The 17,301-nt window shown below is 37.3% G+C and carries 15 protein-coding genes; 11 read left to right on the forward strand and 4 right to left on the reverse strand.

The annotated features are described in order from the left end of the window. Positions 1 to 388: 388 nt before the first annotated feature. Positions 389 to 2,311 (reverse strand): right-handed parallel beta-helix repeat-containing protein, encoded by a 1,923-nt coding sequence (locus tag CRO00_RS08140; RefSeq protein ID WP_097073185.1) that lies wholly within the window; start codon positions 2,309 to 2,311, stop codon positions 389 to 391. Positions 2,312 to 2,493: 182 nt separating this feature from the next. On the opposite strand from CRO00_RS08140, the gene CRO00_RS08145 reads away from it, so the two are divergent. The 8 genes from CRO00_RS08145 (at position 2,494) to CRO00_RS08180 (ending at position 13,012) form a co-directional block, all read left to right on the forward strand. Further along, positions 2,494 to 3,615 (forward strand): AAA family ATPase, encoded by a 1,122-nt coding sequence (locus tag CRO00_RS08145; protein ID WP_097073186.1) that lies wholly within the window; start codon positions 2,494 to 2,496, stop codon positions 3,613 to 3,615. Positions 3,616 to 3,723: 108 nt separating this feature from the next. Beyond that, entirely contained in the window at positions 3,724 to 5,013 is a 1,290-nt protein-coding gene (locus CRO00_RS08150) for a VWA domain-containing protein (RefSeq protein ID WP_161946639.1), read from the forward strand. Positions 5,014 to 5,071: 58 nt separating this feature from the next. After that, positions 5,072 to 5,902, forward strand: a complete 831-nt coding sequence (locus CRO00_RS08155; protein WP_097073188.1) for a DUF2785 domain-containing protein — start codon at positions 5,072 to 5,074, stop codon at positions 5,900 to 5,902. Positions 5,903 to 5,943: 41 nt separating this feature from the next. After that, the gene (locus tag CRO00_RS08160; RefSeq protein ID WP_097073189.1) at positions 5,944 to 6,498 is read left to right on the forward strand and encodes a hypothetical protein; all 555 of its coding nucleotides are present in this window, start codon (positions 5,944 to 5,946) and stop codon (positions 6,496 to 6,498) included. A 307-nt stretch (positions 6,499 to 6,805) separates the two neighbouring features. Further along, positions 6,806 to 7,000 carry a YqaE/Pmp3 family membrane protein gene (locus CRO00_RS08165; protein ID WP_141396949.1) on the forward strand — a complete coding sequence of 65 codons (195 nt, stop codon included), beginning with the start codon at positions 6,806 to 6,808 and terminating at the stop codon, positions 6,998 to 7,000. A 240-nt stretch (positions 7,001 to 7,240) separates the two neighbouring features. Then, positions 7,241 to 9,946, forward strand: coding sequence for an aconitate hydratase AcnA (gene acnA / locus CRO00_RS08170; RefSeq protein ID WP_097073190.1), 2,706 nt, complete (start codon positions 7,241 to 7,243; stop codon positions 9,944 to 9,946). A gap of 361 nt (positions 9,947 to 10,307) precedes the next feature. Next, positions 10,308 to 12,551, forward strand: coding sequence for a 5'-nucleotidase C-terminal domain-containing protein (locus CRO00_RS08175; protein ID WP_097073191.1), 2,244 nt, complete (start codon positions 10,308 to 10,310; stop codon positions 12,549 to 12,551). Positions 12,552 to 12,742: 191 nt separating this feature from the next. Further along, the gene (locus CRO00_RS08180; RefSeq protein ID WP_097073192.1) at positions 12,743 to 13,012 is read left to right on the forward strand and encodes a hypothetical protein; all 270 of its coding nucleotides are present in this window, start codon (positions 12,743 to 12,745) and stop codon (positions 13,010 to 13,012) included. Between the two features lie 387 nt (positions 13,013 to 13,399). Here the strand turns inward: CRO00_RS08180 and CRO00_RS08185 are convergent, their stop codons facing one another. Next, positions 13,400 to 13,693, reverse strand: a complete 294-nt coding sequence (locus CRO00_RS08185) for a YxcD family protein (RefSeq protein WP_097073193.1) — start codon at positions 13,691 to 13,693, stop codon at positions 13,400 to 13,402. Further along, entirely contained in the window at positions 13,681 to 14,145 is a 465-nt protein-coding gene (locus tag CRO00_RS08190; RefSeq protein ID WP_097073194.1) for a hypothetical protein, read from the reverse strand. Before CRO00_RS08190 ends, CRO00_RS08185 begins: the two co-directional genes overlap by 13 nt. Before the next feature lie 151 nt (positions 14,146 to 14,296). On the opposite strand from CRO00_RS08190, the gene CRO00_RS08195 reads away from it, so the two are divergent. The 3 genes from CRO00_RS08195 to CRO00_RS08205 all read left to right on the forward strand — a co-directional run bounded on the left by CRO00_RS08195 (position 14,297) and on the right by CRO00_RS08205 (position 16,656). After that, positions 14,297 to 14,560 carry a YhdT family protein gene (locus CRO00_RS08195; RefSeq protein ID WP_097073195.1) on the forward strand — a complete coding sequence of 88 codons (264 nt, stop codon included), beginning with the start codon at positions 14,297 to 14,299 and terminating at the stop codon, positions 14,558 to 14,560. Beyond that, positions 14,560 to 15,987: a sodium/pantothenate symporter gene (panF, locus tag CRO00_RS08200; protein WP_202615646.1), complete on the forward strand. Its 1,428-nt coding sequence runs from the start codon at positions 14,560 to 14,562 to the stop codon at positions 15,985 to 15,987. The genes CRO00_RS08195 and panF overlap by 1 nt, the downstream gene beginning before the upstream one ends. Before the next feature lie 90 nt (positions 15,988 to 16,077). Continuing rightward, positions 16,078 to 16,656 carry a transcriptional regulator gene (locus tag CRO00_RS08205; RefSeq protein WP_097073197.1) on the forward strand — a complete coding sequence of 193 codons (579 nt, stop codon included), beginning with the start codon at positions 16,078 to 16,080 and terminating at the stop codon, positions 16,654 to 16,656. 73 nt (positions 16,657 to 16,729) lie between these two features. On the opposite strand, the gene CRO00_RS08210 is transcribed toward CRO00_RS08205, so the two are convergent. Beyond that, the gene (locus CRO00_RS08210) at positions 16,730 to 17,101 is read right to left on the reverse strand and encodes a nucleotide excision repair endonuclease (RefSeq protein ID WP_097073198.1); all 372 of its coding nucleotides are present in this window, start codon (positions 17,099 to 17,101) and stop codon (positions 16,730 to 16,732) included. Positions 17,102 to 17,301: the final 200 nt, after the last annotated feature.

Consider the following 17,301-nt stretch of genomic DNA (forward strand, 5'->3'; position numbering starts at 1 on the left):
CGTAACTTCCTTTCCAACTTGTAATTTTCTCATAGAAACACCGTTTGGAAAACTAAAATTTCATCAACTAGAACATTTATCCGTATTCGGGGAGGAATTGGCACGTTTTGTAGTAGGTAGTTTTGTTAGCAGAGTGCGAAGAGGTGGCGCGAATGAACATGATGAAGGATGAATGTAGGGTGAACTTTGCGATGAAGCCAAAAATTCCATGAAAATTGAGCTGAAATTGTATTCATGGTCAACGCGTGATGAACGTCGAAATGCAGGTGAAATCCCAGAATGAACTGTCCTTCATACACGTGATGAACTCCCTAGTTTGCCCGTAACTTAGCTAAACTAAACCCCCACCCAAGAAACAACTTTTCAAAGGCGGGGGAGGGGTGCTACGTTAATAATCTAACTGCTTGATGAAACTATGATTTTCGCTATAGTACACATCGCCATATTTATTTTCGATGACGCTATTGCCGATTTCGATTTTGGAGAAGTTGACGGCTTGCACGTTATAGCGGGAATTGTTGTTGCGGATCATGCTGTCGGCCACATAAACGGACGATTGGTTTTGGGCGTATATATCTGAAAGGGTGCCGTCTGTTAATTGGACGCCCTTCAAATCCACCGTTGACTCAAAATCAATCCAAATTTGATGTTGGGCATGTTTAGAAATAAAGGTGTCTTGAATTAACACTTCACTATGATTTTGGATATAAAATGCATGGCGGCTGCCCGCAAACACCTCGCTATCTTTCAAGATGACCGAGCTATCATTGACAACCATTTGCGAAAGTTCATGGCGGAAAATCGAACTATTCATTAAAAAGCAGTTGGAATTGCGCATCACTTTCATTCCGTAAGAGCCGCCATTATAAATTTGGCAGTTTTCAAATCGAGCGGTCGATAAATCGCAAATTTCCACTTGCACATTATGACTATCGTAAAATTGACTATTCACCGCCGTAAGTTCACATTCATTGACAATAAACAAACTTTTTCCCTTAAACAATTCGCTCTCTTCAATGTGGATTGTGACGTTAGATTTGCAGGCGATATGGGGCATTTCATTGTCATAAAATTTACATTCATCCACTTCAATCCCCGAGTCTGTCATCGCTAAAATTCCATTGCCTGCATTTTGGGTTAACGTTGATTGAAAGATGGAAAATTCGCTTTTGAAAACGGTCACGGCTGAATTGGCATTATGACATATTTCACTTTCAACCACTGCACAACTACTAGCATCTTCTATACAGATTCCAACATGATAGCCTTCTTTAATCATACATTTTTTCATCGAGCAAATGGATTTATCGATAATGAAAATTTGAGAAGCACGATGCCCTTTCACAATGACATCATACAGATTGACAATGGATTTTTGTCTTATATTAATGCCTTGATGTTCACTACCATCAATCAAACTGTACTCAATGTTCATGTTGGATTGTTTGAAAACTTCAATACTCGTATTTTTATGTTGTGAAATCTGACAATAGGACAATTGGGCTTCACAATGGCCTTGAATTGTGACACCTACATCTTTTCCATGTTGGATGGTGCAATTTCGAATGGTTAAGTAACTATTTTGCCCTGAAATTTGGGCTAATGCGTTATATTTAAAATTCGTCGTTTGTAGGGAGGCATGCCCTTTGTGTATTACTTGCAACCCCATTCCATCGCCACGTTCGATCGTACTTTCGTGGTCAAAATATTTTGCATCATCAATTACGACTTGTGTATTTGTGTGGTGGTGGATATGGACATTTTTCGTTTGCAACAAGGACTTGTTTTTAATTAACAACGCGTGTTTTGCTTTCGATAATTCACTATTTTCCATACAAATTTGCGAACTCTCAGCTAATATATGCGCTTTGCCATTTTCTTCAAAAATACAATTTTCAATGATTGCCTTACTGTTATTGATGAGCGAAATCCCAATATCACGAGCCTTTTTAAATTCACAGTGAGTTGCTTTTATTTTTCCGCCATCCACAACGAGTAGTACATCGGTTTTTGCACCCGCCACATGGCAATTCGTCAGGACGACATCCCCCTCAATATACATTTGAGAAGTGGGGGAGATGGTGACATTTTGAAAAGACACCGTAACATTTTTTGGAATAATAAAAAAACCTTCGATAATCGTCGTTTCAAGTTTATCGCCAGCAATGACGGTATTTTTATCGAAATGAACTGACTCTTTATAACATTTCGGCTTTAATTGAATAAAATTGCCGTTTTTCGAATATTGGACCATTTTTTGAATTGATTTTGCATTTTTAAAAAATTTTGAAAACAACTTCAACATTGCCATTCAATGTCCTCCTATAAACAACCAATTAATACTCCTATTTTCACTAAAAAATCCAAATCTTAATCAATTTTTTACAAAAGCGTTATAAAACAAAATACGAAGCTATTAGTATAAAAAAGGAAATTTTTGCACATAATTGATATATAGAGTTAAATTTTTTTCATATAAAAGGAGAAAACAAGATGAATCACAACAAGCTCAGGCAAATCATGTTGTCCTTGAATTCAATGTTTTATGATCGGCAAAGGGAAGTTGAGGCGTTGATGATTGCGTTATTGTCTCGTCAGCATGTGTTATTGATTGGCCCAGCAGGAACAGGGAAGAGTGCATTAGCGAGTATGCTAAGTAAGTTTGTTGAGGATTCTCATTATTTTCAACATTTATTAACCCGTTTTAGTACGCCAGATGAGCTGTTTGGTCCGTTGTCGTTGAAGGAATTAGAACAAGGAAATTTTAAACGAAACATTGAGGGGATGTTACCAGAGGCTCAGTTTGCGTTTATCGATGAGATTTTCAAAGCGAACTCCAGTGTATTAAATTCATTATTGTCTTTAATCAATGAGCGAATTTTCTATGATAATGGCAAGCCAATTAATTGTCCGTTAATGACATTAATCGGCTCCTCTAACGAATATATTGAAGAAGGGGAAGGACTAGAAGCGTTATTTGACCGTTTTTTGCTTCGGTTAGAAGTGACGTATATACGCGAGGAAGATTTGTTTATTTCCATGTTGAAAGATCATGGTGAGCCGTTGATTCCATCTCTTTCATTACATGAACTACACCATCACCAACAGCAAGTGAATTTAGTTGAGATTCCGGATGCGATTTATCATACAATCGCAAAAATTCGAACTAGTTTACTAGACGAAGGAATTCATCCGTCTGACCGTCGTTTTAAACAATCGCTTTCACTTTTACGGGCAAATGCGTATCTTGCGGGTCGAATGGAAGTGGAGCGAAATGATTTGTTAGTCCTTACAAACGTTTTATGGAATCGACCTGAAGAGCGTGAAACAACGGCAAAAATTATTTTTGAGATTGTGGATGATTCGGTAGATACATTTATTGAAAGAATTAGCCCTGAATTCGATACGTTGCTTCAGATTATTGAGCATTCCATGACAGATGACGCCGGAAAAGGGAAAGAAATGGTTGGCGAATTATTATTACAAGGAAAATCTTTATATTTAGAAGTGCAAGAGTTAACAACGAAAATGCCCAATCGCAAGGAATTAGTAAATTTAAAAAATGATATGCATAAGCGATTGCTCGACATGACTTCTCAAGTAATCGGTTTTTAAAAGATTTTGTAATGATTATCGTTATAGAGGGTGGTTAGCATCTATAAGCAAAATGAGTATGTGAGTGGGAAATATTCGATTACGCTTTTAAATGTCTCGGCAGCAAGAATGATGCGATTTAATGAATTACTCACTTTTGCGAAAACACTCCGGAATCTTTGTGAGGAAGGCGAGGAAATACTCTGTGGCTTTACGAATTTAGTAGGGGATATTTGGGCCGCTTTCTATAAAACAAACTTCACTTTAGAAGAACAAAAGAATTGCAATTTACATTATAAAATTATCGAAAAGCTTATTACTAATCAGGAATATAACAATTGGAAAAAACTGACACAATTAGATGAACTGTTATCCATTATTACGACCGAATTTTTAGTGCAGCGAATTCTTACTTATTTTAATAGTATTATTCCTCCACACGTGCAACACCAGAAACAGTACTACACCGCCAATCCTCAAGCGAAAAATGAGGTGGCCAACCAATTACTTGCACGGGATATTACAATTTTACTCAATTTAAGTAAAGGGGAAGCGTTGTCATTAAAAAAGGATATTTATGAAGTGACGGATATGTACGGGAAACATTTAAACAAGTTATCAATTAAAGAGCAGCTTCAATTAGCGAAAGAATTACAATGTAACCCAACATTAAAAGAAATTGCCGATCTCACGGGGAAACTAAAGCCACTCGTGACAAAAAAACAAACATTAGTTGAGCAAGATTTTGCGATTAATAACATCCATGTAGGCCAGGAATTATCGAAATTAATCCCTATGGAACTGGCAAAATTTCAATATCCAAAAACGAGACTTGATTTCTTAAGGCGTTTTTCAGAATTCCAAACATTGCAATATGATAACAATCAGCCGCCTAAAGGGAAAGGGCCGATTGTATTTTGTATCGATGAAAGCAGCTCGATGTGTTCGATTAAAAACGAGTGCAAAGCGTTCAGTTTAGCATTGCTCATGATTGCCAAAAAACAAAAACGCGATATGGTGATTATTCCATTTTCCGATAGTTTAGGGGAAGTGCAATATTTTTATAAAGGGCATTCATCCATTGAGCAGTTAATTGATCTTTGCAATAGTTTTTTAAGTGGGGGGACTAATTTTGAACTGCCTCTTCGAAAGTCCCTTGAAATCATTAGTCAAAGTCCGTTTAAAAAAGCGGATATTTTATTTTTAACCGATGGATCGAGTTTTTTAACGACGAATTTTATTGAGACATTTAATCAAACAAAAAAACAAAAGTCGTGTGAATGTATTAGCATCATTTTGACGAATTATTTTAACGCGGTAGATTTATCAATTGTTGAGCGGTTTTCTGATAAAGTGATTGAAGTAAATGATTTATTTGATGCAACGGAAGCGTTTTCGATTGGAAATTCCTTTTTGTAGCCAAAATTCTACTTGAAGTTTACAATTGTAGAGAGTTTTGCTTAGGAGGATACATTCATTGAAAACCACATTAATCAATCTATTAAATATGAATTTTGAAGGTAGACAACAATATTTAACTGATCACGGGGATGAATTATTGCACAATATGATTTTACATATCGGTGTCCCTGAAAACGAGTTGCGAGATCAACTCAATTACCGTCTATTTATTGAGCTACTTTCCCAAAACCAATTATCACAGGAGCAAATGAATTCTACTGCGAAAACATTAGTCGAACATGATTATTTATATTCTGCTATTCATGATGGGGAGTCCGACCAAGTTTTCACACGATCGTTTTCAGCATTATGGTTAACGGGGCTACTTCACGCAGACCGCCAACTGCATTTTTTAAATGACGAAGACGCGCTTGCCATTTTAAATGCTTGTTCACCCTATTTAAGTAGAGAAAAGGATGTGCGCGGGTTTGTTGGGGAAAAAGGCTGGGCACTGGCGATTGCGCACGGGGCAGATTTAGCTACGGCCATTGTCTCACACCCGGCATTTGAAATCCGTTTATCGCCAATCCTCCTACAGGGAATTAAAGATAGCTTCTGGAAGGGGTCTGTCTTTACAAACGATGAAGATGAACGTTTTGTTGCCATTGTGGAGCAATTAATAAATCAACAGTTCCCTGAAGAAGTGTTCATTGAATGGATTGAACAAGTATTTGATAAACTACAATTTTATGTGATGGAAGTAGGCTATACACCACAATACTTCGCTGCTCGCACTAACACCTTGAACTTTATGAAAACACTGTATTTCACGTTAAAGTTTTCTAAAAAAGCTCCGGAGTTGATGGGTATTGTTTCGCTGTTTTTAGGGAAATGGATGAAGCAATAAGCGTTTATTAAATTACTCTTTTAGGAATAGAGGTGGGTATAGTGCGAAACCGATTTACACGAATTCTATTATTTGCGGTCTTTGTCGTAATCATTGGTTATTTATTCAACTTATTCTTTGTTCATTTTTCTGGTGACGGGAAAGACACCCCTGAACAAGCTTTGCCAAAAGATGCGGATTATGAATGGATTGAAGGACCGAAAACCGATAAGGAGCATCGTTATTTCTTTTTATCGAATGGCAACTACTTTGGCACTGGGGTTGTCACGAAAAACTTAAAAGGCTGGAATACAGGGAAGGGCTCTTATTCCAAACTACCAAATCCCCTTGAAGACAATACGATCACAAGCGCACATTCCGATAGCAAAATTTTGTTTGGGTTAATTAAACCAAAAGGCGACATTTCGGTTAAAGTGAATGGGACAAAAGCCGACCTTGTTGATTTTTCCTCTTTAGATGAGGAAGTTCTCCAATTATATAATGTCAAAGGGTACTCCATTTGGTATATTGATAAATCGAAATTAGAGGATCAAGAAAAGTTCTCGATTCAAGTGCTAGACGAAAATGATGAAGTTTTAAGTGAATTATCAATTTAGGAAGAAGCGGTCACTTTTGGGAGGTGGCTGCTTTTTTATGGTTTCGAATCGATGAAGTCAATAACAAGCCGGAACATCGGGATGAATGGGATGCATAAGGGGGATGATGAAAACCAAAATAAGCACACTGGGATTTGGGTGGAAATGGTATTCATAGCGCCGATGAACGACAAATCGAACCAAAAATTGAACAAAAATGGTTCTCACAGCCCCGAGTACCAAGAGTGATTCTAACAAGAAAAAAATATGATTAAAAACTGTTCAAAATACAAATCATTTTATATAAGTAAAAAGGGAGTGTAAAAACATGATGTACTTATTAGCCATATTCCTACCGCCATTAGCTGTTTTGTTTTGTGGGAAACCCATTCAAGCACTGATCAATTTCGGTTTATGTTTGTTATTTTGGATTCCGGCTGTAATTCATGCGATATTAATCGTTCGTGATAAAAAAGCGGATGAACGAATGATACGACAAGTAAAGCTAATGAAACAACAATAAATGACTATTATATCGTTTTTTATGTCCAATAATGCGCATCCTTACTAGGTGTGCTTTTATTTTGGGCTTTAATCATGTATAATCCATTTGCAAAGCTTTCCGCTAGGTCATAAAAATAACTTATCACAAAAGATAATATTAATGTAATTTACTTATGTATAATTTTAAGTTATGATATTTTTTGGAGGAAAGAAGCTTTGATTTTAGCCTTTTCGAATATTTATTAGGGGGAGTACAACAATGGCAAGCAATTTACACAATAGCCGTTCTTCATTTGAAGTAAATGGTAAAACGTATAACTACTACCGTTTATCTGCAATCGAAGAAGCAGGCGTAGCAAACATTTCACGCCTACCATACTCAATTAAAGTATTATTAGAATCTGTATTACGTCAATTCGATGATTATGTAATTAAAGAAGATCACGTAAACAATTTAGCTAAATTTGGTGCAGGTGCAGATCCAGAAGGTGAAGTACCATTCAAACCATCTCGCGTAGTATTACAAGACTTCACTGGGGTTCCTGTAGTAGTTGACTTAGCTTCTTTACGTTCAGCTATGAAAGAATTAGGTGGAGATCCAGATAAAATCAACCCAGCGATTCCAGTTGACCTTGTAATTGACCACTCAGTACAAGTTGACAAATACGGTAACGCATCAGCATTACAAGCGAACATGGATCTTGAGTTCGAACGTAACGCAGAACGTTATAACTTCTTAAAATGGGCTCAAACTGCATATGATAACTTCCGTGCTGTACCACCTGCAACAGGTATCGTACACCAAGTTAACTTAGAATATTTAGCTCCAGTTGTTCACGTGAAAGAGAACGCTGATGGCACATTCGAAACATTCCCAGACTCAGTAGTAGGTACTGACTCACATACAACTATGATCAACGGTATCGGTGTTCTTGGTTGGGGTGTTGGTGGTATCGAAGCAGAAGCAGGTATGTTAGGTCAACCTTCATACTTCCCAATTCCAGAAGTAATCGGTGTTAAATTAACTGGTGAACTTCCAAACGGTGCTACTGCTACTGACTTAGCATTAAAAGTAACTCAAGTATTACGTCAACGTGGCGTAGTTGGTAAATTCGTAGAGTTCTTCGGTCCTGGTGTATCTAACTTACCACTTGCTGACCGTGCTACAATTTCTAACATGGCTCCTGAATACGGTGCTACTTGTGGTTTCTTCGCAATTGATGAAGAATCATTAAACTACATGCGTTTAACTGGTCGTGACGAAGAGCACATCGCTGTAGTAGAAAACTACCTAAAAGCGAACAGCTTATTCTTTGATCCAGAATTAGAGCCTGTATACACAGACGTATTAGAAATTAAATTAGAAGATATAGAGCCAAACCTTTCTGGTCCAAAACGTCCACAAGACTTAATTCCACTTTCAGATATGAAAGCTCGTTACCATGAAGCAGTTACTGCTCCAATGGGCGTTCAAGGTTTCGGTTTAACTGAAGATGAATTCTCAAAAACATCAACAATTAAATTTGCTGATGGCGATGTAGAAATGCCTACAGGTGCAGTAGCAATCGCTGCTATTACATCTTGTACAAATACATCTAACCCATACGTTCTTTTAGCAGCTGGTTTAGTTGCGAAAAAAGCGGTTGAAAAAGGTATCCAACCACCTGCATGGGTAAAAACTTCTTTAGCACCAGGTTCTAAAGTAGTAACTGGTTACTTAGAAGATTCAGGTTTACAAAGCTACCTTGACCAAATCGGTTTCAACACTGTAGGTTACGGTTGTACAACTTGTATCGGTAACTCAGGTCCATTATTACCTGAAATCGAAGAAGCAATTAAAGAAAAAGACTTATTCGTAACTTCAGTTCTTTCTGGTAACCGTAACTTCGAAGGTCGTGTACACCCACTTGTAAAAGCGAACTACTTAGCTTCACCACCATTAGTAGTTGCTTATGCATTAGCTGGTACTGTAGACATCGACTTACAAAAAGATTCTTTAGGTAAAGACAAAGATGGTAACGATGTATTCTTCGCTGACATCTGGCCTTCAACTGAAGAAGTAAACGAAGTATTAAACAAAGTAGTTACTCGTGAACTATTCCAAAAAGAATACGAAACAGTATTTACTGCAAACGAAAAATGGAATGCAATTGAAACATCAACTGATTCTTTATACACATTTGATGAAAAATCAACTTACATCCAAAACCCACCATTCTTCACTGGTCTTTCTAAAGAGCCAGAAGCAATCCAAGGTCTTAACGGCTTACGTGTAATTGCTAAGTTTGGTGACTCAATTACAACTGACCACATTTCTCCAGCTGGTGCAATCGGTAAAGATACTCCAGCAGGTAAATATTTACAAGAAAACGGTGTTGCAATCCGTGACTTCAACTCATACGGAAGCCGTCGTGGTAACCACGAAGTAATGATGCGCGGTACATTTGCAAACATCCGTATCCGTAACCAAGTTGCACCAGGTACAGAAGGTGGATTCACTACTTATTGGCCAACAGGTGAAGTAGAATACATTTACGATGCATGTATGAAATACCAAGAAAACGGAACTGGTTTAGTAGTATTAGCTGGTAACGACTACGGTATGGGATCTTCTCGTGACTGGGCAGCTAAAGGTACATTCTTATTAGGAATTAAAACAGTTATCGCACAAAGCTATGAGCGTATTCACCGTTCTAACCTTGTAATGATGGGTGTATTACCACTTCAATTCTTACCAGGTGACAGCGCAGATTCTCTTGGCTTAACTGGTAAAGAAGAAATCTCAGTTAACTTAACTGACGATGTAAAACCACGTGATATCTTAACTGTAACTGCTAAAGCTGAAGATGGAACAGTAAAAGAATTCCAAGCTCTTGCTCGTTTCGACTCAGAAGTAGAAGTAGACTACTACCGTCATGGCGGTATCCTACAAATGGTATTACGTAACAAAGCTCAAGAAGCATAAGAAAAGCGAAAGCGGCTCGCCTAACTGGAGACTTTCGATAAACGTGCCCGCACGTGTAGGAGAAAGTTGAAGTTTTCGAGGAGCTAGCCACTAAGCTAGACATAAAAAGCAAGTTGACTCGTTCAACTTGCTTTTTTTTATAGGCGATGTTGATAAATGCGAATGAATGTTCTATAATATTGACAAGAACATTTGTTTGGTTGTTTAACATAGCCTTTTTATATATAAACTCGTAGTAGGAACCCTTTACATAAATTACATTATTTTTACATCAAATCATTAGTCATTTACATAGCTTTCTAGTAAAATAGTTAGTAGATTATGAATCTCATAATATTCAGATAACGGAGGGTTAATTTATATGACTTTAAAACGTAAGAAGTTATTTACTGCAACTACTGCCACTACATTAGTTGCTTCAGCTCTTTTAGTAACACCAACATTTGCAGCAACTACTTTCAAAGATGTCCCATCCACACATTCACTATTTGAAGAAATTTCTTTACTTGCATCTCAAGGTGTTATTACTGGTTACCCAGATGGCACGTTCAAGCCAGGTGCTGCACTTACTCGTGGACAAGCAGCAAAAATCATAGCGAATGTTTTAAAATTGGATGTGAAAAACGTAACAAATCCAAATTTTGCAGACGTTCCACCATCACACCAATATTACGGTCCGATTGCCGCATTAGCACAAGCGAACATTATCAACGGCTATGATGACCAAACATTTAAAGTGAATGAAACGATTTCACGTGGACAAGTTGCGAAAATTATTGCCCTTGCCCTCAAATTAGAACCAAAAAATAATGATGCACTTCCGTTTACTGATGTTTCTAAAGAAGACACACCTTTTGTCAAAGCGTTATTAGACCATGGCATCACAAATGCTACAGGCACTACATTCGGAGCAAACGAAGCGATCACACGTGGTCAGGCGGCAGCATTTATTGTTCGTGCATTAAATGTTTTTGCAAATCCAACGCCACAACCTCAGCCGGAGCCACAACCAGAACCAGTAGAAAAGGATTTTGAATTAACAATTCTTCACAGCAACGATACACATGCTCGTGCTGAAAATGCGCCAAAACGTGCTGCAGCTGTAAAAGAATTGCGTGCAGAAAATCCGAACTCACTGTTACTTGATGCAGGGGACGTATTCAGTGGCACGCTTTATTTCAATGAGTTCCAAGGTGAGGCAGACTTAAAATTCATGAACTACATGGGGTATGACCTAATGACATTTGGGAACCATGAGTTTGATTTAGGTTCTAGCGCTGAAGGACACAAAGCATTAGCGGACTTCATAAAAGCAGCGGAATTTTCATTTGTTTCTGCAAACGTAGATTTCTCAGGTGATGACAAATTCACAGGATTATTCAATGACCTAACATCAAGTGAACCAGAAAAAGGGAAAATTTATTCTGGCATCGTAAAAGAAATCGATGGTGAGAAAGTTGGTATTTTTGGTTTAACAACTGCTGAAACGGCTGACATCTCTTCACCTGGTAAAGTGAAATTCGAAAACTATATTGAAGAAGCGAATAAAGCCGTAAAAGCATTTGAAGACTTAGGCGTTGATAAAATTATCGCACTAACGCATATCGGTTATGATGATACAGCGGCAATTGATAACGATTTAGAATTAGCAAAAGCGGTTGAAGGCATTGACGTGATTGTTGGTGGTCATAGTCATACGAAACTTGATGAACCTGTTGTTGTGGATAAAAACGCAAAAGGTGAAGAAAAAGACGCGACAATTATCGTTCAAGCTTACCAATATAGCGATTTCTTAGGCACACTAGACGTTGCATTTGATGAAAAGGGCGTTGTGGTTGAATACGCTGGAAAGTTAATTGAACTAGGGAAGTATACAGATGACCCAGGCGCATTAGAAATTTTAAAACCGTATAAAGAAAAAGTAGATGCTGTTCAAAATGAAGAAATTGGTGCAACAGCTACGGAAAGTCTAGCAAACCCACGCGTTACAGATGAAGGCAACAAAGACGGCTTGAGTGTTCGCAAAAATGAAACTGCTCTTGGAAACTACATTACAGATGGCATGCTAGCAAAAGCGAAAAACTACACGAAAAAAGAAGTGATCATGGCGTTCCAAAACGGTGGAGGAATTCGTTCAAACATCGGACAAGGACCAATTACAGTTGGCGAAGTAATCTCGGTTCTGCCATTTGGTAATACATTAGCATTGATGGATGTGACAGGTGCCGAGTTAAAAGCAGCATTTGAAGTATCAGTTGGCAAATACCCTGAAGAAAACGGGGGCTTCTTACACGTTTCAAAAGGAACAAAAATTGAATTTGACTCTTCAAAACCAGCCGGAAGTCGCGTTGTCAACATTACGTATAAAGACGCGGGTGGAAACGATGTTGCCATTGAAGACGGAAAAACGTACACAGTAGCAACAAATGCCTTCACTGCAAAAGGTGGAGATGGCTATGACATGTTTGCGGCTGCATATGCAAATGGCAAAGTAACAGATCTTGGCCTTTCCGATTGGGAAAACTTGAGAGATCATTTAAAATCATTAAAAGAAGTGAAACCAGCAACAGAAGGCCGAATTGTAGACGTTGCCGCACAAAAATAAATAACATTACGGATTTACGTATTTGCGTAAGTCCGTTTTTATGTCTGTTTTTTGTAATTGTCATAAAAAGTTCAATGACTATTGTAAACATTTCAAAATTTTGTTGAAATTAATACATACTGTTAATAAAATAGTAGACATATATATTTATTAATAACTACTAATATCATTAGAAAATAATAGGAGGATTCATGAAAAAAAGATATAGTATTTTAGCAAAGATTCGAGACGGGCGATACTTTTACTTGAATTTTAATGATCCACAAATACTTGATTGTTTAAAACAAGTTCCTCCTCCTCAAGGTTTATTAGCAATCGCTCAATGGCCACTCTTCACCCATGCCGAAATTGAGTTTTTTGTAGAATTAATTAACGGAAATATCAGCTACTACCATTTAAAAGATCGAACAACAGACATCCGAGAAACGGTTTTCTTTGATACAACAGAATTAGATTATTAGCAAACCAAAAGTCTTTATGGGCTTTTGGTTTTTTATGTTGGTATTTATTTGCTGGGGAAATGAATAAAATACGCGCCTATTATCGTGATGAAGACGAAAATTAATTGTTGTTAGCAAGAAAAGTGGAGGTCATCTAACTTATAAAAGCGAAAAAATGTTGTAATTACAAGAAAAATAGTATTCAGTAAAACAGCTATTCATTATACTTAGAAGACAAAAATTATCGGGAGAGATTATAAAAAATGCATTTATTTCATCTTTGAAAGTCACTACGCTCAAATTTTCGTTATAGTTTTGTCGTTCATCAAGAACATGCATGAACTAGAGTGGGGGGAACCGCAACAAAAAATGACGACCCAAGATTGAGTCGCCATCCGCCATCCATAATTAAAATTCGATTTTTGCAATAATGCCTTCTTCATCGTGTAAATCTAACACGATTCTAGCAGAAAGGGAGTCGCGATGAAGTTGTTCATCAATATATAGGCGAATTGCCGTAATAAAATTTACTGTGTTATAAAGATCCATTTGTCCGTTTACATAAGCCTCGGCCGTAAAACCCGCGTCGTCATCATACATTAACTCGACTTCTACTTCCTGAGGTTGTACGTTTTTAAACTTTGCATGGAACAAGCAAAGTGCGTTGATTACTTCTTGTTCGGATAAAATTAATTTCTCCAATGATCTGTTACCTCTTTATCTTTTTTGCGCTTCATCATTTGGTAAATTTTCATACATAAGAACACAATGAAAATAATGGCAGCTGCGTTAATGGCAAAACCTAAAATATTTCCAAGTAAGCCCATGTCTGCGAATAAGCTACCGAATAGTAAGCCAGCTAGCCCACCGATGAATAATCCTCGCATTAACCCGCCAGAGAAAAATCCACCTTTTTTTGCTGTTGTTGCTGTGCCCGTCGTATTTTTATTTGTTGTCGTTGCTTTGTTTACGTTTGTTCCTGCATCGTTGTCTTTGATATTATTATTGTTCGTACCTGGGTTAGAATTATAGCTTTTTTTACCAGATTTGTACTTTTTTGCTTCCACCGTTTGAACGTCATCTTGAAGAATAACCGTTCCGACACTTGTGAATGCTAGAGTAAAGGCTAACAATATTGCTGATACTATTTTCATTAATAAAATCCTCCATCCTATACACACTTCTATAATTATAACAAAATATTATGCTTAAAAAAAATAAATACTCTAACATTATTATGAATAATTATATAAATTCGATTCAGTGATAAATATTCCAATTCTCTAGAGTGAAAGGGTGAAAAGATTGCAAGATCCCCGTTTTAAAGTAGCAAATCGAGAAGCACTCATCGGCATCGCTTTAGTGCTAATCAATTTTGCCATTTGGTTTGGGTTTGCTTATGGATTAGGTTCAAAAGACCCGGCTGAATATTCGTATATCTTTGGATTTCCAGCATGGTTTTTCTACAGTTGTTTTGCCGGAACGATTTTCATGATTGTTCTTATTTGGATAACAATAAAATTATTTTTTAAAAATATCCCATTTGATGATGGGGGAGAAGAACAATGATTCAGTGGCAAGTGATTATTCCCCTCATCCTATTTTTAATCATTATTTTTGCAATTGGGTTTTGGGCAAATAAACAAGTACGACAATCTGATTCTTTTTTACAAGAATATTTTCTCGGTGGGCGTGAAATGGGTGGATTTTTACTCGCCATGACGATGATGGCAACATACGGAAGTGCATCTAGTTTTATCGGGGGACCCGGTGTTGCTTATAACCTTGGTTTAGGATGGGTGTTGCTGGCGATGGCACAACTTCCGGCAGGGTATTTCGTCTTAATGGTTTTAGGGAAAAAGTTTGCCATCATTTCTCGTCGATATGAAGCAATCACGTTAATTGATTTTCTAAAAAAACGTTATGAAAGTAATGTCGTCATTATCCTATCTGCAATTAGCATCATCGTATTTTTATTTGCAAGTATGACAGCACAATGGGTTGGGGGAGCTCGGTTAATCGAATCGTTAACGGGGCTGCATTATCCGGTGGCATTAATTATTTTTGCCGTAACTGTGTTAGTTTATGTTACAATTGGCGGTTTTCGTGCGGTTGCGTTAACGGATGCGATGCAAGGCTCTGTTATGATTGTCGGGACAATCATCCTTTTAATCGGTACCATTATCGCAGGTGGAGGAATTGAAAATATTATGACTTCATTAGCTACTGAAAATCCAAAAATGTTAACCCCATTTGGATCAGACGGGTCACTAACACCTTTATATGTTTCCACTTTTTGGATTCTAATTGGCTTAGGGGTAGTTGGATTGCCTCAAATTGCAGTGCGGGCAATGAGTTATAAAAATTCCCAAAGCTTACATCGGGCGATTCTTATTGGCACGATTGGGATTGGGACCATCATGTTTGGCATGCATTTAATCGGTGTGTTAGCAAGACCAGTATTACCAGGCATTGAGGTTGGGGATAAGGTGATGCCGCTATTAACATTAGAAGTGTTGCCACCGATTCTAGCTGGCATTGTGTTAGCTGCTCCAATGGCGGCCATTATGTCGACAGTGAATGCTTTACTCATTTTAGTCAGTTCAACATTTGTGAAAGATATTTACTTACATTTTATCAATCCGAACGCTGCAGAAGGGCAAATTAAATCGCGAAGTTTTTGGGTGACGACAATTATTGGGTTAGCGGTTGTCTTATTTGCTTTAAACCCCCCCGAATTTTTAATATGGCTCAATTTATTTGCCTTTGGAGGGTTAGAGTCAGCATTTCTATGGTCCATCGTTTTAGGGTTGTATTGGAAAAGGGCGAACAAATATGGGGCAATTGCATCGATGATAAGTGGGCTCACGTTATATATTTTGATTGATCGGCTTTCCCCACATATTTTTGGCATGCATACGGTGACAATTCCTATTTTACTATCGTTTGTTGTGTTTGTTGGGGTGAGTTTGGCAACAGAAAGAAGGACTAGTTAATTATCTTAATTTTCATTATAATAGAGATAGTGAAATTAGGGATTTTCTAGAAAGAAATGACCAAAAGTGAAAAAGGGGGGTCATTTCAAAATGACAAACAATGCAACAAAACAATATAATGGAATAATTTTATTAACAGGGTATTTACAGCGCTTATTCGTCGCAGAAACAATTTACGAGCGAATTGGCGAACATTATGATCCCGAGCGAATGGCTATCATTCACAATCTATTGGATGAAACGTACAAAGTTTTACCAGTGTTTGAACAAACTCATACGCTTACGGAAACGCAAAAAGTTCAACTTCAAGTGATTACCGAACAAGTGGAACAATTAATGCAAAGCTATTTTAAACCAATGGCTGTTTCGTTTAATTATAAACTGGCGATTGTGGGCTCGTCCCTTTACGCTGAACAAAAGGTGAATGCCGGCATTATTCGATTAGGCGAAGTGTTTAAAGTGGAAGTAAACAGAGATTTCCATCAAAGAGTGAAGTTTTATGAGCAACGGACAAAAATGATTGACTATTTGGTAGGGATGTTGCATCAAAAGAAAGAAATTGAAGAACAATTTATGAAGCCAGTCGATCCTTGGTTTGACGATGTGATGAGAAATAAGGATTACATCTTATCGGATATGAAACAAATTGGGGAATTAATCGAGTTTTAGTACGGGGAGCAATCCTCGTACTTTTTTTGTAGCGAAAAAATGCTCCCTATATTAAGAGAGCATTGACGTTATATTAATAAAATACTTTGTCCACGTTATACTTCGCTTTAAATTGGTTAATCGCGTACGTTTCGTAAATTTCACGTTCCATTGCGTCTTCCACTTCGTACACCTCGATTTTGTAAATTTCATCTCGATGATTTTTCATTGGCGACACATTATCTTCAAAATGTTTTTTAATACGTTGGCGAATTTTACGGGCTTTTCCGACAAATAACACTTCATTGGCTTTATTGTAAAATAAGAAAATCCCACCTTTATCACGCGTGATTTTATGAAAGTCAATAAATCCAAAGTAAGGGGTAATTGGAACATCGCCCTCTTTTAGTTCTTGCTGTCTTTGATAAATGACCACATTCGGTTTTGGCATTTCAATTTTAATCAACTACATTCACGTCCTTCATTTGTATAGAGTTCCATGCTACCATATTTACCAATGAATTGCTATAGTTCTACGATTTGCATGATAGAGCAAATTTTCTATTAGTATCAACAGAATTCGTAAATATTATCCGAGAAGCCGCTTTTGGGATGGAAGGAATTTGTTGACAATTTATTTCGTAAATTAGTATTATATAAACATCC

This window comes from Ureibacillus xyleni (assembly GCF_900217795.1).
In the GTDB taxonomy this organism is placed as follows: Bacteria; Bacillota; Bacilli; order Bacillales_A; family Planococcaceae; genus Ureibacillus; species Ureibacillus xyleni.

Coding starts and splice junctions, on each gene's coding strand:
- CRO00_RS08180 (WP_097073192.1), top strand. CDS start 12,743: ATGAAAAAAAGATATAGTATTTTAGCAAAGATTCGAGACGGGCGATAC.
- CRO00_RS08140 (WP_097073185.1), bottom strand. CDS start 2,311: ATGGCAATGTTGAAGTTGTTTTCAAAATTTTTTAAAAATGCAAAATCA.
- CRO00_RS08205 (WP_097073197.1), top strand. CDS start 16,078: ATGACAAACAATGCAACAAAACAATATAATGGAATAATTTTATTAACA.
- CRO00_RS08150 (WP_161946639.1), top strand. CDS start 3,724: ATGATGCGATTTAATGAATTACTCACTTTTGCGAAAACACTCCGGAAT.
- CRO00_RS08145 (WP_097073186.1), top strand. CDS start 2,494: ATGAATCACAACAAGCTCAGGCAAATCATGTTGTCCTTGAATTCAATG.
- CRO00_RS08165 (WP_141396949.1), top strand. CDS start 6,806: ATGATGTACTTATTAGCCATATTCCTACCGCCATTAGCTGTTTTGTTT.
- CRO00_RS08190 (WP_097073194.1), bottom strand. CDS start 14,145: ATGAAAATAGTATCAGCAATATTGTTAGCCTTTACTCTAGCATTCACA.
- acnA (WP_097073190.1), top strand. CDS start 7,241: ATGGCAAGCAATTTACACAATAGCCGTTCTTCATTTGAAGTAAATGGT.
- CRO00_RS08175 (WP_097073191.1), top strand. CDS start 10,308: ATGACTTTAAAACGTAAGAAGTTATTTACTGCAACTACTGCCACTACA.